This is a genomic window from Campylobacter sp. CFSAN093238 (assembly GCF_012898015.1).
In the GTDB taxonomy this organism is placed as follows: Bacteria; Campylobacterota; Campylobacteria; order Campylobacterales; family Campylobacteraceae; genus Campylobacter_D; species Campylobacter_D jejuni.
Map to the genome: position 1 here is coordinate 460,835 of NZ_CP040611.1, position 23,496 is coordinate 484,330.

20 protein-coding genes, 5 tRNA genes and 1 pseudogene are annotated in these 23,496 nt (G+C 32.7%); 24 read left to right on the plus strand and 2 right to left on the minus strand.

The features are described 5' to 3' along the window. Positions 1-2: 2 nt before the first annotated feature. Positions 3-1,190, minus strand: a complete 1,188-nt coding sequence (locus FBF21_RS02485) for an MFS transporter (protein ID WP_002869525.1) — start codon at positions 1,188-1,190, stop codon at positions 3-5. A gap of 73 nt (positions 1,191-1,263) precedes the next feature. Between FBF21_RS02485 and FBF21_RS02490 the strand changes: the two genes are divergently transcribed. Genes FBF21_RS02490 through recG form a run of 3 tightly spaced genes read left to right on the plus strand, consistent with a single transcriptional unit; the run spans position 1,264 to position 5,343 of the window. Next, positions 1,264-2,310, plus strand: a complete 1,047-nt coding sequence (locus FBF21_RS02490; RefSeq protein ID WP_002869526.1) for a dehypoxanthine futalosine cyclase — start codon at positions 1,264-1,266, stop codon at positions 2,308-2,310. Next, a complete protein-coding gene (locus tag FBF21_RS02495) occupies positions 2,310-3,530 on the plus strand; it encodes a pitrilysin family protein (protein ID WP_002869527.1) in 1,221 nt (406 codons plus the stop codon). Before FBF21_RS02490 ends, FBF21_RS02495 begins: the two co-directional genes overlap by 1 nt. Further along, the gene (gene recG / locus FBF21_RS02500; protein WP_002869528.1) at positions 3,520-5,343 is read left to right on the plus strand and encodes an ATP-dependent DNA helicase RecG; all 1,824 of its coding nucleotides are present in this window, start codon (positions 3,520-3,522) and stop codon (positions 5,341-5,343) included. Before FBF21_RS02495 ends, recG begins: the two co-directional genes overlap by 11 nt. On the opposite strand, the gene ctb is transcribed toward recG, so the two are convergent. After that, positions 5,340-5,723, minus strand: coding sequence for a truncated hemoglobin Ctb (gene ctb / locus FBF21_RS02505; RefSeq protein WP_002858471.1), 384 nt, complete (start codon positions 5,721-5,723; stop codon positions 5,340-5,342). The genes recG and ctb overlap by 4 nt on opposite strands. A gap of 94 nt (positions 5,724-5,817) precedes the next feature. Between ctb and nssR the strand changes: the two genes are divergently transcribed. The 21 genes and pseudogenes from nssR (at position 5,818) to rpsG (ending at position 23,486) form a co-directional block, all read left to right on the plus strand. Next, positions 5,818-6,414 (plus strand): nitrosative stress-sensitive transcriptional regulator NssR, encoded by a 597-nt coding sequence (gene nssR / locus FBF21_RS02510; RefSeq protein ID WP_002859028.1) that lies wholly within the window; start codon positions 5,818-5,820, stop codon positions 6,412-6,414. Positions 6,415-6,429: 15 nt separating this feature from the next. Then, complete coding sequence (locus FBF21_RS02515) at positions 6,430-7,131, plus strand: amino acid ABC transporter permease (RefSeq protein ID WP_002859029.1); 702 nt, start codon at positions 6,430-6,432, stop codon at positions 7,129-7,131. Then, positions 7,124-7,780 carry an amino acid ABC transporter permease gene (locus tag FBF21_RS02520; protein ID WP_002864176.1) on the plus strand — a complete coding sequence of 219 codons (657 nt, stop codon included), beginning with the start codon at positions 7,124-7,126 and terminating at the stop codon, positions 7,778-7,780. The genes FBF21_RS02515 and FBF21_RS02520 overlap by 8 nt, the downstream gene beginning before the upstream one ends. A gap of 1 nt (position 7,781) precedes the next feature. Further along, positions 7,782-8,542, plus strand: a pseudogene (locus FBF21_RS02525) (amino acid ABC transporter ATP-binding protein). Positions 8,543-8,633: 91 nt separating this feature from the next. After that, positions 8,634-8,709: transfer RNA gene (locus FBF21_RS02530), tRNA-Thr, on the plus strand. A gap of 49 nt (positions 8,710-8,758) precedes the next feature. Next, positions 8,759-8,844 (plus strand) — tRNA-Tyr (locus FBF21_RS02535). Between the two features lie 6 nt (positions 8,845-8,850). Then, a tRNA-Gly gene (locus FBF21_RS02540) sits at positions 8,851-8,927 on the plus strand. Positions 8,928-9,031: 104 nt separating this feature from the next. Next, a tRNA-Thr gene (locus FBF21_RS02545) sits at positions 9,032-9,106 on the plus strand. A 68-nt stretch (positions 9,107-9,174) separates the two neighbouring features. Beyond that, complete coding sequence (gene tuf / locus FBF21_RS02550) at positions 9,175-10,374, plus strand: elongation factor Tu (protein ID WP_002855271.1); 1,200 nt, start codon at positions 9,175-9,177, stop codon at positions 10,372-10,374. Between the two features lie 52 nt (positions 10,375-10,426). Next, positions 10,427-10,585, plus strand: coding sequence for a 50S ribosomal protein L33 (gene rpmG, locus FBF21_RS02555; protein WP_002793551.1), 159 nt, complete (start codon positions 10,427-10,429; stop codon positions 10,583-10,585). 12 nt (positions 10,586-10,597) lie between these two features. Further along, a tRNA-Trp gene (locus tag FBF21_RS02560) sits at positions 10,598-10,673 on the plus strand. A gap of 18 nt (positions 10,674-10,691) precedes the next feature. Beyond that, entirely contained in the window at positions 10,692-10,871 is a 180-nt protein-coding gene (gene secE, locus FBF21_RS02565) for a preprotein translocase subunit SecE (RefSeq protein WP_002869529.1), read from the plus strand. 9 nt (positions 10,872-10,880) lie between these two features. Then, positions 10,881-11,414 carry a transcription termination/antitermination protein NusG gene (gene nusG / locus FBF21_RS02570; protein ID WP_002851098.1) on the plus strand — a complete coding sequence of 178 codons (534 nt, stop codon included), beginning with the start codon at positions 10,881-10,883 and terminating at the stop codon, positions 11,412-11,414. Between the two features lie 25 nt (positions 11,415-11,439). Further along, entirely contained in the window at positions 11,440-11,865 is a 426-nt protein-coding gene (rplK, locus tag FBF21_RS02575; protein WP_002779452.1) for a 50S ribosomal protein L11, read from the plus strand. Between the two features lie 54 nt (positions 11,866-11,919). Then, positions 11,920-12,621 (plus strand): 50S ribosomal protein L1, encoded by a 702-nt coding sequence (gene rplA, locus FBF21_RS02580; RefSeq protein WP_002854928.1) that lies wholly within the window; start codon positions 11,920-11,922, stop codon positions 12,619-12,621. A 151-nt stretch (positions 12,622-12,772) separates the two neighbouring features. Beyond that, positions 12,773-13,252: a 50S ribosomal protein L10 gene (rplJ, locus tag FBF21_RS02585; RefSeq protein ID WP_002857585.1), complete on the plus strand. Its 480-nt coding sequence runs from the start codon at positions 12,773-12,775 to the stop codon at positions 13,250-13,252. A gap of 20 nt (positions 13,253-13,272) precedes the next feature. Further along, positions 13,273-13,650, plus strand: a complete 378-nt coding sequence (gene rplL, locus FBF21_RS02590) for a 50S ribosomal protein L7/L12 (protein WP_002859903.1) — start codon at positions 13,273-13,275, stop codon at positions 13,648-13,650. A 108-nt stretch (positions 13,651-13,758) separates the two neighbouring features. Then, a complete protein-coding gene (gene rpoB / locus FBF21_RS02595) occupies positions 13,759-17,895 on the plus strand; it encodes a DNA-directed RNA polymerase subunit beta (protein WP_002859036.1) in 4,137 nt (1,378 codons plus the stop codon). Next, positions 17,888-22,441 (plus strand): DNA-directed RNA polymerase subunit beta', encoded by a 4,554-nt coding sequence (gene rpoC, locus FBF21_RS02600; RefSeq protein WP_002869530.1) that lies wholly within the window; start codon positions 17,888-17,890, stop codon positions 22,439-22,441. The genes rpoB and rpoC overlap by 8 nt, the downstream gene beginning before the upstream one ends. A gap of 119 nt (positions 22,442-22,560) precedes the next feature. Further along, on the plus strand, positions 22,561-22,947 hold the full coding sequence (gene rpsL, locus FBF21_RS02605; RefSeq protein ID WP_002782934.1) for a 30S ribosomal protein S12: 387 nt from the start codon (positions 22,561-22,563) through the stop codon (positions 22,945-22,947). A 68-nt stretch (positions 22,948-23,015) separates the two neighbouring features. Continuing rightward, positions 23,016-23,486 (plus strand): 30S ribosomal protein S7, encoded by a 471-nt coding sequence (gene rpsG, locus FBF21_RS02610; RefSeq protein WP_002779471.1) that lies wholly within the window; start codon positions 23,016-23,018, stop codon positions 23,484-23,486. The last annotated feature ends 10 nt before the right edge of the window (positions 23,487-23,496 follow it).

Sequence of the window (23,496 nt, forward strand, 5' to 3'; positions counted from 1 at the left end):
TTTCACAAATATTTTTTATAAAACCACTTCCAATAAAATGCCGCAAAGATAAAAATCATACCCAATAAGCCTGTAATTAGTTCTAAACTCAAGCCTATTTCAAATAAAAAGCCCATAAGCATTGAAATAATAGCGCTAAAACTAAGATAAATCATATCTGTATAAGCGATCACTCTACCATGATATGCTTTGTCAGCATTTTTTTGTATCATAGTGTAGGTGTAAGCCCAAAGTGCTGAGGTAAAAAAACCTGCACCGATTAAACCTAAAAAAGAAATATAAAAATTAAATTGAGTTAAAGCCCAAAGTATAATACCAAAACCTTGGCCAAGATACATGTAAAATAAATTTTTATTATTAATAAATTTACTTAAAACCATAGGTCCTATAGCTAAAGAACAAGCACGTACCGCATTTAAAAACCCTATTACTAAAGCAGCAGATAAAACTTCTTTATATTGATGTTGCGCTAAAAGCGTAACCAAGGTTTCATAAGCAGTTAAACCTATAAAAGCGTGAAGCAAGATAAGATGAAAAATTATCTTATTGTTTAAAACATAGAAAAATCCTTCTTTTATCATGGTAAAAAAGCGACTTTGTGTTTTTTGATGAAAATCAGGAATGCTTAATCTTGCTAAAAAAGAAATGCCTATGAGTATAAGTATACAGTCAAATAGAAAAGCGGTTTTAACTCCTAGAAAATAAATAAAAATTCCCGCACTTGCCATACCTGCTGTATAAGAAATCGCCCAAATGACACTGTGCATTTCATTAGCGAGTTTAAGTTCTTGAGGAGTTAAAATTTTGGCCAATAAACTCATTTCAGCTTGAAAATAAATCGAAGCAACACAAAGTCTTATGAAAATTAAAATAAATAAAAGCCAAAGCATACTAAGACTTGTGACAAAAATAAGACAAAAAATAGAAATTAATTCTATGCTAATCATGCTGAGTAAAAGTTTTTTAGGTTTATTTTTCTCTACTATGACGCCATTAATAGGAGCAAGTAAAACTCCAGGTAAAAAAGCAAGCATAGCACTTGTAGCTGTTGCCCAAGTAGGAGCATTAAGCTCAACCAAAAGGGTAAAAACTCCTGTTTGAGAAAACCATGCTCCAAAATATACTATAAACTGAACCGAAGCTAATATTCTGATATTTTTATTATTTTTTAATAGTTCAATGTAATTCATAAGCGAAACTATAGCATAATTTATATTTTAAATGCTATAATTATTTTAATTATGTAAAAAACAAGGAAAAATTTTGAAAAGACTGGATAAAAAAGAAGCTTTAGATTTATTACACCATGCAAGTTTAACAGAACTTGGAGAAATGGCTTATAAAAGAAAATTAGAACTTCATCCTGAAAAAATCACCACTTTTGTTGTAGATAGAAATATTAATTATACCAATGTTTGTTGTATTGATTGTTCTTTTTGCGCTTTTTATCGCCATCATAAAGAAGATGATGCTTATATTTTAAGCTTTGAAGAGATAGGCAAAAAGATAGAAGAGCTTGAAGCTATCGGGGGTACGCAAATTCTTTTTCAAGGCGGGGTGCACCCAAAATTAAAAATAGAATGGTATGAAGAATTAGTTTCTTGGATAAAAGAACATTATCCAAATATCACTGTACATGGTTTTTCAGCGGTTGAGATCGCTTATATCGCAAAGGCATCTAAAATTTCAATTACTGAAGTACTTCAAAGACTACAAGCTAAAGGTTTATTTTCTATACCAGGAGCAGGTGCTGAGGTGCTAAGCGATAGGGTGCGTGATATTATCGCACCAAATAAATGTGATACAGCTACTTGGTTAGAAGTACATCGCCAAGCTCATAAAATCGGTATGAAAAGTACAGCTACTATGATGTTTGGAACGGTTGAAAATGATAAAGAAATCATCGATCATTTTGAGTATTTGAGAAAATTGCAAGATGAAACAGGCGGATTTAGAGCTTTTATTTTATGGAGCTTTCAAAGTGATAATACTGCTTTAATCCAAAAACATCCAGAGATTATGAAACAAAGTTCTAACAAGTATTTAAGACTTTTAGCTTTAGCAAGACTTTATTTAGATAATTTTAAAAATTTGCAAAGTTCTTGGGTAACTCAAGGCTCGCTTATAGGTCAACTTGCTTTAAAATTTGGGGCCAATGATTTAGGCTCAACCATGATGGAAGAAAATGTAGTAAGTGCCGCAGGAGCAAGTTATAGAATGAATCAAGATGAGATGATAAGGCTGATTAGAAGTTTAGGCGAAAATCCAGCTAAACGCAATACCGCTTATGAAATTTTAGAAAGGTTTTAATGCAGTATTTAGAGAGTAGGGGTATTAAAATCCCTTTTATTTTTGAAAAAAATTCTGATTTTCCTATTGTTGTTTTAAAGCTTGTTTTTAGAAATTGTGCTAGAAGTTATGATGAAATAGCAGGCTTAGCTAAGATGTTTTCACGTATTTTAAATGAAGGCGTGGATGATAAATTTTTTAAGGATTTAGAATTTAGAGCGATAAATTTAGAGGCAAGTAGTGGTTTTGAAAGTTTGGAAATCAATCTTTCTTGCTTGAAAGAAAATTTTGATTTTGCTTTAAAGAGTTTAGAAAAATTGCTTTTAAAACCAAGAATAGAAGAAAAAATTTTGCAAAAATTAAAAATCAATGCCTTAGGTGAACTTGCGAGTAAAAATAGTGATTTTGATTATTTAGCAAAAAATTTACTCAATGCTCAAATTTTTAAATGTAAAGAATTTCAAAGTCCAAACGATGGAGATGAAAAAAGTATAGAAACTTTGTCTTTAAAAGATTTACAAAATTTTTATAAAAATTTTATTCATCTTAGTGATTTGGTTGTGATTTTAGGAGGAGATTTAGAAGAAAAACAAGCCAAGGAAGATCTTTTAAAACTCTTATCAAAACTTCAAATAGGCAAAAAAAATACTCCAAAAAAATATGAGTTAAGCAAAAACATCAAAGATGAAATTTTGCTACGCCCAGAAAGTGAACAAGCTTATATTTATTTTGCTACACCTTTTTTTGCTGATTTTAAAGATAAGGATTTATATCTTGCAAAAATTGCATTATTTGTTCTAGGGCAAGGAGGATTTGGTTCAAGGATTATGGAAGAAATTCGTGTTAAAAGAGGTCTTGCATACTCAGCTTATGCTATGCTTGATATGAATATGTCTTTTTCTAGAGTTTTTGGATATTTACAAACTAAAAATGAAAGCGCTAAAGAAGCTAAAAAAATCGTAAAAGAGCTTTTTGAAGATTTTATAAAAAATGGCATGACTCAAAATGAACTTGATCAAGCTAAAAATTTTCTCATAGGATCAACTCCTTTGCGTTATGAAAGCTTAAGCAAGCGTTTATCTATGTCTTTTAACGAATTTTATCAAGGTTTAAATTTGGGATATTATAAAGAAGAGTTAAAACTTATGGAAAAGGTTAAACTTGAAACCATGAATGCTTATATTAAAAAACATCAAGAGCTTTTAAATATAAGTTTTGCAAGCATACAAAATGAAAATTAAAGAAAGTGATTTTGAATTTTTTAAAAAATTAAAAATTAGAAGTGCTATTGATTTAGCGCTTCTTTTACCTAAAAAAATTGAAAATTTAAATCCAAGTAAAAATCCTAAAGAAAATGAAATTTGCACCCAAAAAATCACTATAAAAAGCGTTAGTTCAAGAAAAAATCAACTTTTTGGTTTAGGTTTTTGTGAGGAATGGCAAGAAAATATTTCTTTTGTGTTTTTTCATCCTAGAGCTTGGCATTTTGGTATTTGTAAGGTAGAAAAAGAGCTTATTTTTAATGCTAAACTCTCGCATTTTAATCACACTTGGCAATTTAACAATCCTAAAATTTTAACTTCTTTTGAGGGTTTTAGTCCAAAGTATCAAATTTTAGGTTTAAAAGATACAAAAATTGCTGCTTTTATACATAAATATCTTAATTATGAAAATTTAAAAGAAAGTGGCATAGAGGATAAATATATACATTTTCTTTTAAATTTGCATGCTTATGATGAAAAAAGTTTTTTTATGTTTGAAAATTTGCAAAATTTTAGCAAAGATTTAAAATATATAGAAATATATAATTTTTTAAAGCGTTTAAAAGCTAAAAAAACGCATTTTAAAGCTCATCAAATCAATGTTTTTAATATAGCCAATTGGCTTAAAGATTTGCCTTTTTCTCTTACTAAAGATCAGCTTAATGCCTTAAAAGACATAGAAAAAGATTTACACTCAAAAGAAGCCAAAAGGCGTGTGATTATGGGTGATGTAGGGTGTGGTAAAACCTTGGTTTTACTTGGTGCGGCTTTGATGGTTTATCCTAAGCAAGCTATTTTAATGGCACCTACTAGTATTTTAGCGTATCAGCTTTATGAAGAGGCTAAGAAATTTTTACCTGATTTTATGAATATTTTGTTTATTAAAGGGGGTAAAAAAGAAAAAGATTTAGAACAAAATATCCAAAAAGCAAATCTTGTTATAGGCACTCATGCTTTAATTCATTTAGAAAGCCATAATGCCGTACTTGTAATGATAGACGAACAACATCGTTTTGGATCAGCTCAGCGTGAGAAAATTCATTCTTTAAGTAAACAAGAATTTGCCCCTCATTTTATACAGTTTTCGGCTACGCCTATTCCAAGAACTTTAAGCATGATACAATCTGAACTTTTAAATTTTAGTTTCATTAAACAAATGCCTTTTAAAAAAGATATCACAACTTATTGTATACAAAATGAAGGCTTTTCTAAGCTTAGCGAGAAGATCAAAGAAGAAATCGCTAAAAATCATCAAATTATCATTATTTATCCCTTAGTGAGTGCTAGTGATAATATTCCTTATCTTTCTTTAGAGCAGGCTAAAGAATATTGGCAGAGTCACTATGAAAAAGTTTTTGTAACTCATGGGAAAGATAAACAAAAAGATGAAATTTTAGAGCGTTTTAGAGATGAGGGAAATATTTTACTAAGCACTACAGTGGTGGAAGTGGGCATTTCTTTGCCAAGATTGAGTATGATAGTGATTGTAGGAGCGGAACGTTTAGGACTTGCTACTTTACATCAACTTCGTGGCCGTGTAGGTCGTGTAGGGCTTAAAAGTACTTGCTATCTTTATACTAAGCTTAAAGAAATTCCGAGTCGTTTAAAAGAATTTGCTAGCACTTTAGATGGGTTTAAAATAGCAGAGCTTGATCTTAAAAATCGTTTGAGTGGAGATTTGCTTGATGGTTTTATGCAACATGGAAATGAGTTTAAATTTTTTGATTTTTCCAAGGATGAGGAGATTTTAGAAAAGGCAAAAAAAGATTTGGCAAAAAAATTGCCAAATTAATGTCCGCCGTACTTGTAAAGCATATTTTGAAAATGTGAAGCTATCATTTGTGCACGCTGTAAAATGACATTTTTCATTTCTTCATTATAAACTATATTTAAACTTTCTTCAAAAAGTTTTAGCCAAATTTCAAAAAACTCTTGAGGAAAAGGAGGTAGATCTAAGTGCTTTTTTAAGGGTTGCCCATTATAATCACCTTCGCCTAAAAGCATGCCTGCCCAAAAATTTCCTATTTTTGCTTTATGTTCTTTCCATTCTTCATCGCTTGTTCCAATAGCATTGTTAAAAATAGGACCTAAATCCTTATCTTTTCTAACTTTTTCATAAAATATTTCCATGAGTTTTGCTATGCTTTCTTGATTAATTGTTTCAAATTTCATATAAGCCTTTCTTAAATGTTAATTTTATGGCGTTAATATAGCAAAAATAAGATAAATTAAATTTAACATAAGTTAAGAATGGAAATATTATATAATGAAAGATTATTTAGAACTTTTATCTAGTGTAGGAAAATTAAAAAAATTTCAAAAAAATAGTATTTTATTTTATGAAGGCGAAGAGGCTAAAAAATTTTTTATTTTACTCAAGGGAAAAATACGCATTTATAAAAGTACAGCAAGTGATAAAGAAATTACTTTGCATTATTTTAATCCTCCAAATTTTATAGCAGAAATGCCTGCTTTTAAAAAATTAAATTATCCTGCTAATGCTGTTTTTGAAGAGGATGGAGAAATTTTGGAAATTGATTTTATTAATTTTCAAAATTTATGCAGTGAAAATAAAGAATTCAATTTTTTACTTATCAGTTCACTTTTTGATAAAATTAAAATTTTAGAAAAGAAATTATCTCAAAATGCATTAGATTTAAGGACGAGATTATTAAAGTATCTTTTGGAAAATGAAAAAAATTTAGATACAATTTCACAAAAACAAATTGCAATTGATTTAAATGTTAGAGCACAATCTTTATCTCGAGTGTTAAAAGAACTTAAAATTTCAGAACTTATTGATACAAAAAAAGGTAGAATTGAAATTTTAAATAAAGATATGATCATGAAAGAACTTTGGTAAAATTTAAGGTAGAGAATGGATTTTGATTTTATATTAGCTCAAGCTCCTGCTTTTTTAACGGCTGCTTGGCTTACGATAAAACTAAGCTTTTTTGGAATTATTTTTTCTTTGATAATAGGTTTGTTTTGTATTTTAATGAGTTATTTTAAAATAAAAATTTTAGAAAATATTTGCAAGCTTTATATAGAGTTTTCAAGAAATACGCCTTTATTAATTCAACTTTTTTTCTTATATTATGCTTTACCTAAATTTAATATACATTTAGAGCAAATTCCACCGCTTGATTTGATTTGCTTAAGCGTAGAAGAAACTTTAAGGCCTTCTTTTGCTTGTGTTATAGTAGGACTTAGTTTTTTAGGAGGTTCTTATATGGCTGAAAGTTTAAGAGCGGGATTTGAAGCCATAAGAAAACAGCAGTTTGAAGCGGGACTTTCTTTGGGTTTTTCAAAATTTGGAAATTTGCGTTATGTGATTTTGCCGCAAGCTTTGGCTATTTCTATGCCAAGTATTAGTGCTAATATTATATTTTTAATCAAAGAAACTTCAGTCGTTAGTATTATTGCCTTGCCAGATTTGGTGAATTTAATGAAGAGTTTAAATTCCTTAACCTATAAGACAGATGAGCTATTGTTTTTGTTGTTTATGGGATATTTATGCATTATTTTACCTTTGTCTTTTATTTTGCTAAAGTTTGAAAAAAGGTTGCTTCATGCTTGAACTTTTAAATACCGATACGCTTTTAAGACTCTGGCAAGGGCTTTTTGTCACTCTTGAAATTTCATTTATCAGCATTATTATTACTTCGATAGGTGGGTTATTTTTAGGAATTTTAATGAGTTTTAAAAATACCTATATCTATGCTTTTTGTCGTTTGGGTTTAGAATTTGTGCGTGTTATGCCACTTTTAGTATGGCTTTTTGTGGTGTATTTTGGTTTTCCTAGATGGTTTGGGTGGGATTTGAGTTCTGTAAGTGCAGCTATTATTGTTTTTAGCATTTGGGGTTGTTTTGAGATGATGGATTTGGTGCGTGTTTCCTTGCAGAGTATTCCAAAACATCAGTATGAAAGTGCATCATCTTTAGGTTTAAATACGGTGCAAAGTTTTGCTTATGTTATTATTCCACAAGCTATGCGTCGTTTAACTCCTATGAGCATGAATTTACTTACTCGTATGATTAAAAGTACAACCTTTGCTTATTTAATCGGCGCGGTAGAGCTTGTAAAAGTAGGGCAACAAATTATAGAATTTCATAATAGAAATGATTTTGCACCTTTTATTATTTATGGTTTGATTTTTTTTATCTTTTTTATACTTTGTTATCCTATCACTTTATATTCAAGAAAATTAGAGAAAAAATGGAGCTAAAATGAGTATACTAAAAATAGAAAATTTACAAAAGTATTATGGTTCGCATCACGCCTTAAAAGATATTAATTTAGAAGTTAAGGCTAAAGAAGTTGTGGTGATTTTAGGTCCTAGCGGATGTGGAAAATCTACGCTTTTGCGTTGTATTAATGGGCTTGAAGAGATTGCAAGTGGTAATATTTATATTGATAATGAGAAAATAGATAAAGATTTTAAAGAATGGCCAAGAATGCGTCAAAAAGTTGGTATGGTTTTTCAATCTTATGAGCTTTTTGAGCATTTAAGTGTTGAAGAAAATATACTTCTAGGGCCTATGAAAGTGCAAAAAAGAAAGAAAGATGAGGTTTTAAAAGAGGCTAAAATTTGGCTTGAAAAGGTGGGGCTTTTGCATAAAATTCATGCTTATCCAAGAGAACTTAGCGGAGGACAAAAGCAAAGAATTGCCATAGTAAGAAGTTTATGCATGAATCCTGAGTTAATGCTTTTTGATGAGGTTACAGCAGCGCTGGATCCTGAGATTGTCAGAGAAGTTTTAGAAGTGATGTTAAATCTTGCAAAAGAGGGTATGACTATGCTTATTGTTACTCATGAAATGGGTTTTGCTAAAGCTGTAGCAGATAAAATTATTTTTATGGATAAAGGAAAAATCATCGAAGAAAATGATCCTAAAAGTTTTTTTAAAAATCCAAAAAGCGAAAGAGCAAAGAAATTTTTAAATTTATTTGATTATCATAAATAGATAAAAATAATATTGGTTTATGATAATAAAATTTACAAGACTAAAATTTTATAGAAAAACTAAAAAAGTCTTGACAAAATTTTTTTTTTGAGTTATAATCTTACTTTTATTTTTGCTGGTTTAGCTCAGTTGGTAGAGCAGCTGCCTTGTAAGCAGCAGGTCGGGGGTTCAAGTCCCTTAACCAGCTCCATTTATTTTAGCAGTGTTTGACCAGAATATTGAAAAAGCAATATTTTTATGGTGAGTTACTCAAGTGGCCAACGAGGGCAGACTGTAAATCTGCTGGCTTTCGCCTTCCGTGGTTCGAATCCACGACTCACCACCATGCTTTGCGGGAGTAGCTCAGTTGGCTAGAGCATCAGCCTTCCAAGCTGAGGGTCGCGGGTTCGAGTCCCGTTTCCCGCTCCAATAATTTAAAAGAACTGGGAGCTGTATTTTAAAACCTTTAACTTACAGTATATATCCCATTTAAGAGTTTTTGTTGTCTGTTATTGTGTATAATTTTTCTGAGCGCTCGTATGGCTCAGAGGTAGAGCACTCCCTTGGTAAGGGAGAGGTCGCGGGTTCAATTCCCGCTATGAGCTCCATGAATTGAAAAAATTATATAGATATAAGACTTGCTTTGCTCAATTTATTTTTTATACGGAGGAAAAAAATGGCTAAAGAAAAATTTTCACGTAATAAGCCACACGTAAATATTGGTACTATTGGTCACGTTGACCATGGTAAAACTACTTTAACAGCTGCTATTTCTGCTGTTCTTTCTAGAAGAGGTTTAGCAGAGCTTAAAGATTATGATAATATCGATAATGCTCCAGAAGAAAAAGAGCGTGGTATTACTATTGCTACTTCTCATATTGAATATGAAACAGACAATCGTCACTATGCACACGTTGACTGCCCAGGTCACGCAGATTATGTTAAAAACATGATTACAGGTGCTGCACAAATGGATGGAGCGATCTTGGTTGTTTCTGCTGCAGATGGCCCTATGCCACAAACTAGAGAGCACATTCTTCTTTCTCGTCAAGTAGGCGTTCCATATATTGTTGTTTTTATGAATAAAGCAGATATGGTTGATGATGCTGAACTTTTAGAGTTAGTTGAAATGGAAATTAGAGAATTATTAAGCTCTTATGATTTCCCAGGCGATGATACACCTATTATTTCTGGTTCTGCTTTAAAAGCTCTTGAAGAAGCTAAAGCTGGACAAGATGGTGAATGGTCAGCAAAAATTATGGATCTTATGGCTGCAGTTGATAGCTATATTCCAACTCCAACTCGTGATACTGAAAAAGACTTCTTGATGCCAATTGAAGACGTTTTCTCAATTTCAGGTCGTGGTACTGTTGTTACAGGTAGAATTGAAAAAGGTGTTGTAAAAGTAGGTGATACTATCGAAATCGTTGGTATTAAAGATACTCAAACAACAACTGTAACAGGTGTTGAAATGTTCAGAAAAGAAATGGATCAAGGCGAAGCAGGAGATAATGTAGGTGTTCTTCTTCGTGGTACTAAAAAAGAAGAAGTTATCCGTGGTATGGTTCTTGCTAAACCAAAATCAATTACTCCACACACTGACTTCGAAGCTGAAGTTTATATCTTAAATAAAGATGAAGGTGGTAGACATACTCCATTCTTTAACAACTATAGACCACAGTTTTATGTAAGAACAACTGATGTTACAGGTTCGATTAAATTAGCTGATGGTGTTGAAATGGTTATGCCAGGTGAAAATGTGAGAATTACTGTAAGCTTGATCGCTCCAGTAGCACTTGAAGAAGGAACTCGTTTTGCTATTCGTGAAGGTGGTAAAACTGTTGGTTCAGGTGTTGTTTCTAAAATTATTAAATAATTTAATAAAGCCAAGTTAAAAGCTTGGCTTTAATTTTTTAAGGAAAATTGAAATGAGAATTAAAGTTGGTTTAAAGTGTGAAGAATGTGGTGATATTAATTATAGCACCTATAAAAATAGTAAAAATACTACTGAAAAATTAGAATTAAAAAAATATTGCCCAAGATTAAAAAAACATACACTTCACAAAGAAGTTAAGTTAAAAAGTTAAGCTTGCGCCCTTAGGGCAATAGCTCCAACGGTAGAGCGCCGGATTCCAAATCCGATGGTTGGGGGTTCGAATCCCTCTTGCCCTGCCATAATTAAGGTTTAAATAAATGGAAAAATTAATAACTTATTTTAAATTATCAAAAGCCGAATTAAGGAAAGTAATTTTTCCTTTAAAAGAACAGGTAAGAAATGCCTATATTACAGTTTTTGTGGTTGTTGTGGTGATTTCTTTGTTTTTGGCGTTAGTGGATTGGCTTATGTCCTCTATTGTTTCTGCGATCGTATAAGGAGAGTAAATGAGTACTCATAAATGGTATGCAATTCAAACTTATGCTGGCAGTGAAATGGCAGTTAAAAGAGCCATTGAAAATTTAGTAAAAGATAACGGAATTGAAGAACAACTTAAAGAAATTGTTGTTCCAACTGAAGATGTTATTGAATTTAAGAATGGAAAGGAGAAGATTAGCGAAAGAAGTTTGTATTCAGGATACGTTTTTGCACTTCTTGATTTAAATACAGAGCTTTGGCATCGCATTCAATCTCTTCCAAAGGTTGGTCGTTTTATTGGAGAATCCAAAAAGCCAACCCCTTTAACAGAAAAAGATATTAATTTGATTTTGGAAAAAGTTCACAATCGTGCAGCGCCTAAACCAAAGATTTCTTTTGAAGAAGGGGAAAATGTGAGAATCACAGAAGGGCCATTTGCAAACTTTACTGCAATTGTAGAAGAGTATGATATGGTTCGTGGTTTATTAAAATTAAATGTTTCTATTTTTGGACGTTCAACTCCAGTGGAGATCTTATATTCTCAAGTTGAGAAAATAATTTAATTTATATCAAGTAAGGAGATTTGTTATGGCTAAAAAAGTCGTAGGCGAAATTAAATTGCAAATTGCTGCCACAAAAGCAAACCCATCACCACCTGTTGGTCCTGCTTTGGGTCAGCAAGGTGTTAATATTATGGAGTTTTGTAAGGCTTTTAATGAAAGAACAAAAGATATGGCAGGTTTTAATATCCCTGTTGTTATCACTGTTTATGCAGATAAAAGTTTTACTTTTATTACAAAACAACCGCCAGCTACGGATTTGATCAAAAAAGCAGCTGGAATTTCTAAAGGTACGGATAATCCACTTAAAAATAAGGTGGGTAAGTTAACTCGTGCTCAAGTTTTAGAAATAGTAGATAAGAAAATTGCAGATTTAAATACTAAAGATAGAGATCAAGCTGCTAAAATTATTGCAGGTTCAGCTCGTTCTATGGGTGTTGAAATCGTAGATTAATCCTTTCACCGCCAAGGTAAAAGGCGGTAGCACTTTAAAATGCGGAGAAAATAAATGGCTAAGATAGCAAAAAGATTAAAAGAATTATCACAAAAAATTGATTCAAATAAAGAGTATGCTTTAAGCGATGCAATTGATACAATAAAGACTTTAAAGTCTGCTAAATTTGATGAGACTGTAGAAATTGCTTTAAAACTCAATGTTGATCCAAGACATGCAGATCAAATGGTAAGAGGATCTGTTGTTTTACCTGCTGGAACGGGTAAAAAAGTTCGTGTTGCTGTAATTGCAAAAGACGCAAAAGCTGATGAAGCGAAAAATGCTGGTGCAGATATTGTGGGTAGCGATGATTTAGTAGAAGAAATTCAAAAAGGTAATATGAATTTTGATGTTTTGATTGCTACTCCAAATTTAATGGGACTTGTTGGTAAAGTTGGTAGAATTTTAGGGCCAAAAGGTTTAATGCCAAATCCTAAAACTGGAACAGTGACTATGGATGTTGCTCAAGCAGTTAATAATGCAAAAAGTGGTCAGGTAAATTTCCGTGTTGATAAGCAAGGAAATATCCATGCAGGTCTTGGTAAAGTAAGTTTTTCCAAAGAACAATTATGGGACAATGTTAGCACTTTTGTAAAGGCAATTAACAAACATAAACCTGCTGCAGCTAAAGGTAGATATATTAAAAATGCGGCTTTATCTTTGACAATGAGCCCTTCTGTAAAGCTTGAAACACAAGAATTGCTTGATATGAAATAAGAGTTGCTTTTTTGCAACTCTTTTGTTTTAAAATAAACATTTGAAAAAATTTTTGATTTTTTGAGATGTTTATTTTAGATTGAAGATAGTCGAGGCGTAAGCTTAATTGGATTTCCACTCTACTTGAAATCTCAATCGGAAAGGAGAAAATGTGACTAGAAGCGAAAAAGTTGAGATTATTGCTAAACTTGAAGAAGGTTTTAAAGCTAGTGAAGCTATTGTAGTTTGTAATTACAGAGGTCTTAGCACAAAAAAACTAGAAGAGCTTAGAAATAATGCAAGAGAAAACAATGTAAAAGTTCAAATTGTTAAAAATACTTTGGCTAACATTGCTCTTAACAATTCCGGTAAAACAGGTCTAGTTCTTAAAGATACAAATATTTATCTTTGGGGCGAAGATCAGCTAGGTGTTTCAAAAGTAGCTGCTAAATTTGAAGAAAATAACGATAAATTTGAAATCAAAACAGCTCATATTGAAGGCGAAGTTGCAGATGTTGCTAAGGTTAAAGCTCTTGCTAAAATGCCTTCACGCAATGAGTTGCTTGCTATGCTTTTGCAAGTTTGGAATGCGCCAATTACCAATTTCACAATAGGTTTAAATGCGCTTAAAAATAAAAAAGAATCTGAATAAATTAAATAAAAGGATAAAAAATGGCAATCTCTAAAGAAGATGTATTAGAATATATTTCAAATTTAAGTGTTCTTGAGTTATCAGAACTTGTAAAAGAGTTTGAAGAAAAATTTGGTGTGTCTGCTGCTCCTGTAATGATAGCTGGTGGTGCTGCAGCTGGTGGTGCTGCAGCTGCTGCTGAAGAAAAAACTGAATTTGATATCGTTTTAACTGATGGCGGTGCTAAAAAGATTGAAGTTATTAAAATCGTTCGTGCTCTTACAGGCCTTGGTCTTAAAGAAGCAAAAGATGCAGTTGAGCAAACTCCTTCAACTCTAAAAGAGGGTGTGGCTAAAGCTGAAGCTGAGGAAGCTAAAAAACAACTTGAAGAAGCTGGTGCTAAAGTAGAACTTAAGTAATTTTAAGCTTTAAAGTTAGAAGAAGATTTGCCAAGGCAAGTCTTCTTTTTTTATTTTTACCTAATTTTTAGGTCTTCTTTTTTAAATTTACAAAATTTACCATGAGGTATGTGCGATATGTTAGATAATAAATTAGGAAATCGTTTAAGAGTAGACTTCTCAAACATTTCAAAACAAATAGAAATCCCAAATCTTCTACAATTACAAAAAAAGAGTTTTGATTATTTTTTAAATCTTGATAATGGTGAAAGTGGTATAGAAAAAGTTTTTAAATCAATTTTTCCTATTCATGATCCGCAAAATAGATTGAGTCTTGAATATGTTAGTAGTGAAATAGGCAAGCCAAAATATACCATTCGCGAATGCATGGAAAGAGGTTTGACTTATTCTGTAAATTTAAAAATGAAAATCCGTCTTACTCTGCATGAAAAAGATGAAAAAACAGGGGAAAAAGTTGGCGTAAAAGATATTAAAGAACAAGAAATTTATATCCGCGAAATTCCTTTAATGACAGATCGTGTATCTTTTATCATTAATGGGGTTGAGAGGGTGGTTGTAAATCAATTACATAGAAGCCCTGGTGTTATTTTTAAAGAAGAAGAAAGTTCAACGGTTGCAAATAAGCTTGTTTATACAGCACAAATTATTCCTGATCGTGGTTCGTGGCTTTATTTTGAATACGATGCCAAAGATGTTTTGTATGTAAGAATCAATAAGCGTAGAAAAGTTCCTGTAACTATGCTTTTTAGAGCTTTAGGGTATAAAAAACAAGATATTATTAAGTTGTTTTATCCTATTCAGACTATACATGTGAAAAAAGATAAATTTTTAACAGAATTTAATCCAAATGATTTTATGGATAGAATAGAATATGATATTAAAGATGAAAAAGGAAAAATCGTTCATCAAGCTGGAAAAAGACTTACAAAGAAAAAAGCAGAACAGCTTATTAAAGACGGTTTAAAATGGATAGAATATCCTGTAGAAATTTTACTTAATCGTTATTTAGCAAATCCTATTATTGATAAAGAAAGTGGAGAGGTTTTATTTGATTCTTTAACTTTGTTAGATGAGAGTAAGCTTGCTAAGATTAAAGAGCAAAAAAGTTTTGATATAGCAAATGACTTGGCTAATGGCGTTGATGCAGCGATTATTAACTCCTTTGCTCAAGATGGAGAAACTCTAAAACTTCTTAAACAAAGTGAAAATATCGATGATGAAAATGATTTAGCTGCGATTAGAATTTACAAAGTTATGCGCCCAGGTGAACCTGTGGTAAAAGATGCAGCGAAGGCTTTTGTAAATGATTTATTCTTCAATCCTGAAAGATACGATCTTACCAAGGTGGGTCGTATGAAAATGAACCATAAATTAGGTCTTGAAGTACCTGAGTATGTTACTGTTTTGACTAATGAAGATATTATTAAAACTGCAAAATATTTAATTAAAGTAAAAAATGGTAAAGGACATATTGATGATAGAGATCATTTAGGAAATCGTCGTATCCGTTCTATAGGTGAACTTTTAGCCAATGAACTTCATTTAGGTCTTGCAAAAATGCAAAAGGCGATCAGAGATAAATTTACTTCTTTAAATGCGGATCTTGATAAAGTAATGCCTTATGATTTAATCAATCCTAAAATGATTACTACAACTATCATTGAATTTTTTACAGGAGGTCAACTTTCGCAATTTATGGATCAAACCAACCCTTTAAGCGAGGTTACTCATAAGCGTCGTTTGTCAGCGCTTGGTGAAGGTGGACTTGTAAAAGAAAGAGCAGGTTTTGAAGTGCGTGATGTTCACGCGACACATTATGGTAGAATTTGTCCAGTTGAAACACCCGAAGGTCAAAATATTGGTTTGATTAACACTCTTTCTACTTATGCAAAAGTAAATGAACTTGGCTTTGTTGAAGCGCCATATAGAAAAGTTGTAAATGGTAAAGTGACTAATGAAGTTGTTTATCTTACAGCGACACAAGAAGAAGGCTTGTTTATCGCACCAGCTTCAACTAAGGTTGATGCTAAAGGCAATATAGTAGAAGAATTTGTTGAGGCTAGGCAAGATGGTGAAACTATACTTGCAAGACGCGAAGAAGTGCAATTAATCGATCTTTGCTCAGGTATGGTTGTTGGAGTTGCAGCTTCTTTGATTCCGTTTTTAGAGCACGATGATGCAAACAGAGCGCTAATGGGTTCAAACATGCAACGTCAAGCTGTGCCACTTCTTACTGCTTCAGCTCCGATAGTAGGAACAGGTATGGAACAAATTATTGCGCGTGATGCTTGGGAAGCTGTTAAAGCAAAGCGTGGCGGTGTGGTTGAGAAAGTGGATAATAAAAGCATTTTCATTTTAGGTGAAGATGATAAAGGTCCATTTATTGACCATTACACTATGGAGAAAAATTTAAGAACCAATCAAAATACAAATTATATTCAACACCCTATTGTTAAAAAAGGTGATATAGTAAAAGCAGGACAAATTATCGCAGATGGTCCTTCTATGGATCAAGGCGAACTTGCTATAGGTAAAAATGCTTTAATCGCTTTTATGCCTTGGAATGGTTATAACTATGAGGATGCTATAGTTGTAAGTGAGAGAATTATTCGTGAAGATACTTTTACAAGCGTGCACATTTATGAAAAAGAAATTGAAGCAAGAGAACTAAAAGACGGTATAGAAGAAATTACCAAAGATATTCCAAATGTAAAAGAAGAAGATGTTGCGCATCTTGATGAGAGCGGTATTGCAAAAATTGGTACCCATATCAAACCAGGTATGATTTTGGTGGGTAAGGTTTCTCCAAAAGGTGAGGTTAAACCAACTCCTGAAGAAAGACTTTTAAGAGCGATTTTTGGAGAAAAAGCAGGACATGTTGTGAATAAATCCCTTTATGCAACCGCTTCTTTAGAGGGTGTTGTTGTGGATGTTAAAATTTTCACTAAAAAAGGCTATGAAAAAGATGATCGCGCAATAAAATCTTATGATAAAGAAAAAATGGCTTTAGAAAAAGAGCATCATGATAGACTTTTGATGATGGATAGAGAAGAAATGCTTCGTGTTTGTGCTCTTCTTTCCAAAGCTTCTTTAAATAGCGATCAAAAAATTGGAGATAAAAATTATAAAAAAGGACAAACTGCAGATATTAGCGAACTTGAAAAAATCAATCGTTTTACTTTAACAACTTTGATTAAAGCTTATTCTAAAGAGATTCAAAAAGAATACGATGATTTAAAAAATCATTTCCAAAATGAGAAGAAAAAATTAAAAGCAGAACACGATGAAAAGCTTGAAATTTTAGAAAAAGATGATATTTTACCAAGTGGGGTAATTAAGCTTGTTAAAGTTTATATTGCTACAAAAAGAAAGCTTAAAGTCGGTGATAAAATGGCAGGACGTCATGGAAATAAAGGTATAGTTTCAACTATAGTTCCTGAAGTAGATATGCCTTATTTGCCAAATGGTAAGAGTGTGGATATTGCGCTTAATCCACTTGGCGTTCCAAGTCGTATGAATATAGGTCAAATTTTAGAAAGTCATTTAGGTTTAGTTGGACTTAGACTTGGGGATCAAATTCAAGAAATTTTTGATAGAAAGCAAAAAGATTTTCTTAAAGAATTAAGAGCGAAAATGCTTGAAATTTGTTCTATTCCAAGACTTGCAAACGAAAAAGAATTTATTAAAAGCTTAAGCGATGAAGAGCTTTTAAACTATGCTAGAGACTGGAGTAAAGGAGTTAAATTTTCTACTCCTGTTTTTGAAGGTGTAAATATAGAAGAATTTAGCAAGCTTTTTAAAATGGCTAAGATAGATATGGATGGCAAAACAGAACTTTATGATGGACGCACGGGGGAAAAAATTGCAGAGCGTGTTCATGTAGGATGTATGTATATGCTAAAACTCCATCACTTGGTTGATGAAAAAGTTCATGCAAGAAGTACAGGACCTTATAGCTTGGTTACCCAACAACCTGTGGGTGGTAAAGCACTCTTTGGGGGACAAAGATTTGGAGAAATGGAAGTTTGGGCACTTGAAGCTTATGGAGCGGCTCACACTTTAAGAGAAATGTTAACCATAAAATCAGATGATGTAGAAGGTAGATTTAGTGCTTATAAAGCATTGACAAAAGGTGAAAATGTTCCAGCAACAGGAATTCCTGAAACATTTTTTGTATTAACCAATGAGCTTAAATCTCTTGCTTTAGATGTTGAGATTTTTGATAAGGATGAAGATAATGAGTAAATTTAAAGTAATAGAAATTAAAGAAGATGCAAGACCTAGAGATTTTGAAGCATTTCAACTGAGACTTGCAAGTCCTGAAAAAATCAAATCATGGTCTTATGGAGAAGTAAAAAAACCAGAAACTATTAATTATAGAACCTTAAAGCCTGAAAGAGATGGGCTTTTTTGTGCAAAGATTTTTGGACCTATAAGAGATTATGAGTGTCTTTGTGGTAAATACAAAAAAATGCGTTTTAAAGGCGTTAAGTGTGAAAAATGTGGTGTTGAAGTAGCAAATTCAAAAGTGCGTCGTTCTAGAATGGGGCATATCGAGCTTGTAACTCCTGTGGCTCATATTTGGTATGTTAATTCTCTTCCAAGCCGTATAGGAACGCTTTTGGGTGTTAAGATGAAAGATCTTGAGCGTGTGCTTTATTATGAAGCTTATATCGTTGAAAATCCAGGCGATGCTTTCTATGATAATGAAAGCACCAAAAAAGTAGAATATTGTGATGTTTTAAACGAAGAGCAATATCAAAATTTAATGCAACGCTATGAAAATAGTGGCTTTAAAGCAAGAATGGGTGGAGAAGTTGTTCGTGATTTACTTGCAAATTTAGATCTTGTGGCACTTTTAAATCAGCTTAAAGAAGAAATGGCGGCTACAAATTCAGAGGCTAAGAAAAAAACCATCATTAAACGCTTAAAAGTAGTAGAAAATTTCTTAAATTCAAATTTAAACGCCAATACCGATAGTGATGAAGCCGTACCAAATCGTCCTGAATGGATGATGATTACAAATCTTCCAGTTTTACCGCCAGATTTGCGTCCTTTAGTGGCTTTAGATGGTGGAAAATTTGCAGTTTCTGATGTGAATGACTTATATCGTCGTGTTATCAATAGAAATACACGTCTTAAAAAACTTATGGAACTTGATGCACCTGAAATCATTATCAGAAATGAAAAAAGAATGCTTCAAGAGGCTGTTGATGCACTTTTTGACAACGGTCGTCGTGCTAATGCTGTAAAAGGAGCAAATAAACGCCCATTAAAATCTTTAAGTGAAATCATCAAAGGGAAACAAGGACGTTTTAGACAAAATCTACTAGGTAAAAGGGTGGATTTCTCAGGTCGTAGCGTTATTGTTGTAGGTCCAAAACTTAGAATGGATCAATGTGGTTTACCTAAAAAAATGGCTTTAGAGCTCTTTAAGCCACATCTTTTAGCTAAGCTTGAAGAAAAAGGTTATGCAACCACAGTAAAACAAGCTAAAAAAATGATAGAAAACAAAACCAATGAAGTTTGGGAATGTTTAGAAGAGGTAGTAAAGGGACATCCTGTTATGCTAAACCGTGCACCTACTTTGCATAAGCTTTCTATCCAAGCTTTTCATCCTGTTTTAGTGGAAGGTAAGGCTATACAACTTCATCCTTTGGTTTGTGCAGCATTTAACGCAGACTTTGATGGGGATCAAATGGCAGTGCATGTACCGCTTTCTCAAGAGGCTATTGCAGAATGTAAAGTGCTTATGCTTTCATCAATGAATATTCTTTTACCAGCAAGCGGTAAGTCTGTAACCGTTCCATCGCAAGATATGGTTTTAGGAATTTATTATCTTTCGTTGGAAAAAGCAGGTGCTAAAGGTTCGCATAAAATTTGTACAGGCATTGATGAAGTGATGATGGCACTTGAAAGCAAGTGTTTGGATATTCATGCGAGCATACAAACTATGGTAGATGGTAGAAAGATTACCACTACAGCAGGAAGATTGATTATTAAATCCATTTTACCTGATTTTGTGCCTGAAAATAGCTGGAATAAAGTCTTAAAGAAAAAAGACATTGCTGCGCTTGTGGATTATGTTTATAAACAAGGTGGTTTAGAGATTACAGCAAGTTTCTTGGATAGACTTAAAAATTTAGGTTTTGAATATGCAACTAAAGCAGGTATTTCAATTTCGATTGCAGATATTATTGTTCCTAATGATAAACAAAAAGCTATCGATGAAGCAAAAAAACAAGTAAGAGAAATTCAAAATTCTTATAATCTCGGTTTGATTACTTCAGGGGAAAGATACAATAAAATCATTGATATTTGGAAAAGTACAAACAATGTTCTTTCAAAAGAAATGATGAAGCTTGTAGAAAAAGATAAAGAAGGTTTTAACTCTATTTATATGATGGCAGATTCTGGTGCTAGGGGTAGTGCAGCTCAAATTTCTCAGCTTGCTGCGATGAGAGGACTTATGACCAAACCTGATGGTTCTATTATCGAAACGCCTATTATTTCAAATTTCCGTGAAGGGCTAAATGTTCTTGAATACTTTATTTCAACTCACGGTGCTAGAAAAGGTCTTGCAGATACCGCTCTTAAAACAGCAAATGCGGGTTATTTGACAAGAAAACTCATCGATGTTGCACAAAATGTAAAAATTACCATTGAAGATTGTGGAACACATGAGGGTGTTGAAATCAATGAAATTACCGCAGATAGTTCTATTATAGAAACTTTAGAAGAAAGAATTTTAGGCAGGGTTTTAGCTGAGGATGTGATTGATCCTATTACAAATTCTGTGCTTTTTGCAGAAGGTACTTTAATGGATGAGGAAAAAGCAAAAATTCTTGGCGAAAGCGGTATAAAAAGTGTCAATATCCGCACTCCTATCACCTGCAAAGCTAAAAAAGGAATTTGTGCAAAATGTTATGGTATCAATCTTGGTGAAGGTAAATTAGTAAAACCAGGCGAAGCAGTGGGAATTATTTCCGCTCAATCTATCGGTGAACCAGGAACGCAGCTAACTCTAAGAACTTTCCATAGCGGGGGAACTGCAAGTACGGATTTACAAGATAGACAAGTAAGCGCACAAAAAGAAGGTTTTATAAGATTTTATAATCTTAAAACTTATAAAAACAAACAAGGTAAAAATATCGTAGCAAATCGTAGAAATGCGGCGGTTTTACTTGTGGAGCCAAAAATCAAAACTCCATTTAAAGGTGTGATTAATATAGAAAATATTCATGAAGATGTGATTGTTTCTATTAAAGATAAAAAACAAGAAGTAAAATACATACTAAGAAAATACGATCTTGCTAAACCAAATGAATTAGCAGGTGTAAGTGGCAGTATAGATGGAAAACTTTATTTGCCATATCAAAGCGGCATGCAAGTAGAAGAAAATGAAAGTATCGTAGAAGTGATTAAAGAGGGTTGGAATGTACCAAATCGTATTCCTTTTGCGAGTGAAATTTTAGTAGAAGATGGCGAGCCTATAGTTCAAAATATCAAAGCAGGCGAAAAAGGAACGCTCAAATTTTACATCCTTAAAGGCGATGGTTTAGATAGAGTAAAAAATGTTAAAAAAGGTGATATTGTTAAAGAAAAAGGATTCTTTGTAGTGATTGCTGATGAAAATGATAGAGAAGCAAAAAGACACTATATCCCAAGAGAATCTAAGATAGAATTTAACGATAGTGAAAAAATCGATGACGCAAATACTATCATTGCAAGTGCTCCTAAAAAAGAAAGAAAAGTGATTGCAGAATGGGATGCTTATAATAATACTATCATTGCAGAAATTGATGGTGTTGTAAGCTTTGAGGATATTGAAGCAGGTTATAGTGCTGATGAGCAAATTGATGAAGCTACAGGTAAGCGTTCTTTAGTAATTAATGAGTATTTACCTAGCGGAGTTAGACCAACTTTGGTAATTGCAGGAAAAGGTGATAAAGCTGTGCGTTATCACCTTGAACCAAAAACCGTTATTTTTGTTCATGATGGCGATAAAATTGCTCAAGCAGATATTTTAGCAAAAACTCCAAAAGCAGCAGCTAAATCAAAGGATATTACAGGAGGTCTTCCAAGAGTTTCTGAACTTTTTGAAGCAAGAAAACCAAAAAATGCGGCTGTGATTGCAGAAATTGATGGTGTTGTTCGTTTTGATAAGCCTTTGCGTTCTAAAGAAAGAATTATTATCCAAGCAGAAGATGGAACAAGTGCTGAGTATTTAATCGACAAATCAAAACATATTCAAGTAAGAGATGGAGAGTTTATTCATGCAGGTGAAAAACTTACAGATGGAGTTGTTTCGAGTCATGATGTGCTTAAAATTTTAGGTGAAAAAGCCTTGCATTATTATTTGATTTCTGAAATTCAGCAAGTTTATCGCGGACAAGGTGTTGTGATTTCTGATAAACATATAGAAGTTATCGTTTCTCAAATGCTAAGACAAGTAAAAGTTGTAGATAGTGGACATACGAAATTTATTGAAGGTGATTTGGTTTCAAGACGTAAATTCCGTGAAGAAAATGAAAGAATCATTAGAATGGGTGGAGAACCAGCTATTGCCGAGCCTGTGCTTTTAGGTGTAACAAGAGCAGCGATTGGAAGTGATAGTGTGATTTCTGCGGCTTCATTCCAAGAAACTACCAAAGTTTTAACTGAAGCAAGTATAGCAGGTAAATTTGACTACTTAGAAGATTTAAAAGAAAATGTTATTCTAGGTAGAATGATTCCTGTTGGAACAGGGCTTTATGGCGAACAAAATTTAAAACTTAAAGAACAAGAATAAAACTCTATTTTATAGCCCTTCGGGGCTATATTTCCTCATTTTCAATCTTTTTAACTAAAATATAAGCAAAAATTAGATATCATCCAAAGTTTATTACATTTTTAAAGAAAGGAATTATTGTGCCTACCATAAATCAATTGGTTAGAAAAGAGCGCAAAAAAGTTTTAGAAAAATCTAAATCTCCAGCGCTTAAAAATTGTCCACAAAGAAGGGGAGTTTGCACTAGGGTTTATACTACAACACCTAAAAAACCAAACTCAGCGTTAAGAAAAGTTGCCAAAGTAAGACTTACTAGTGGCTTTGAAGTGATCAGCTATATTGGCGGTGAAGGTCATAACTTACAAGAACACAGCATTGTTTTAGTGCGTGGTGGTAGGGTAAAAGACTTACCAGGGGTTAAATATCACATCGTTCGTGGTGCTCTTGATACAGCAGGTGTTGCAAAAAGAACAGTTTCTCGTTCTAAATATGGTGCTAAACGCCCTAAAGCAGGCGCTGCAAAATAATCTTCATACAGACAAATCCGTTAGATTTGATTTTGTTTGAGTAAAATTTAAAATTTGAAGGAAAAATAATGAGAAGAAGAAAAGCTCCGGTAAGAGAAGTTTTACCTGATCCGATTTATGGTAATAAAGTAATCACAAAATTTATTAATTCTTTAATGTATGATGGCAAAAAAAGCACAGCTACAACAATTATGTATGGTGCTTTAGAAGCTATCGATAAAAAAGGTGGCGAGAAAAAAGGTATTGATATTTTTAATGATGCGATTGAAAATATTAAGCCTTTATTAGAGGTAAAATCTCGTCGTGTAGGTGGTGCGACCTATCAAGTTCCAGTTGAAGTACGCCCTGCTAGACAACAAGCTTTGGCGATTCGTTGGATTATTTCTTTTGCAAGAAAAAGAAGCGAAAGAACTATGATTGATAAACTTGCAGCTGAGCTTTTGGATGCTGCTAATAGCAAAGGTGCTTCATTTAAGAAGAAAGAAGATACTTATAAAATGGCTGAAGCAAATAAAGCATTTGCTCACTATCGTTGGTAAGGAAGGAGTG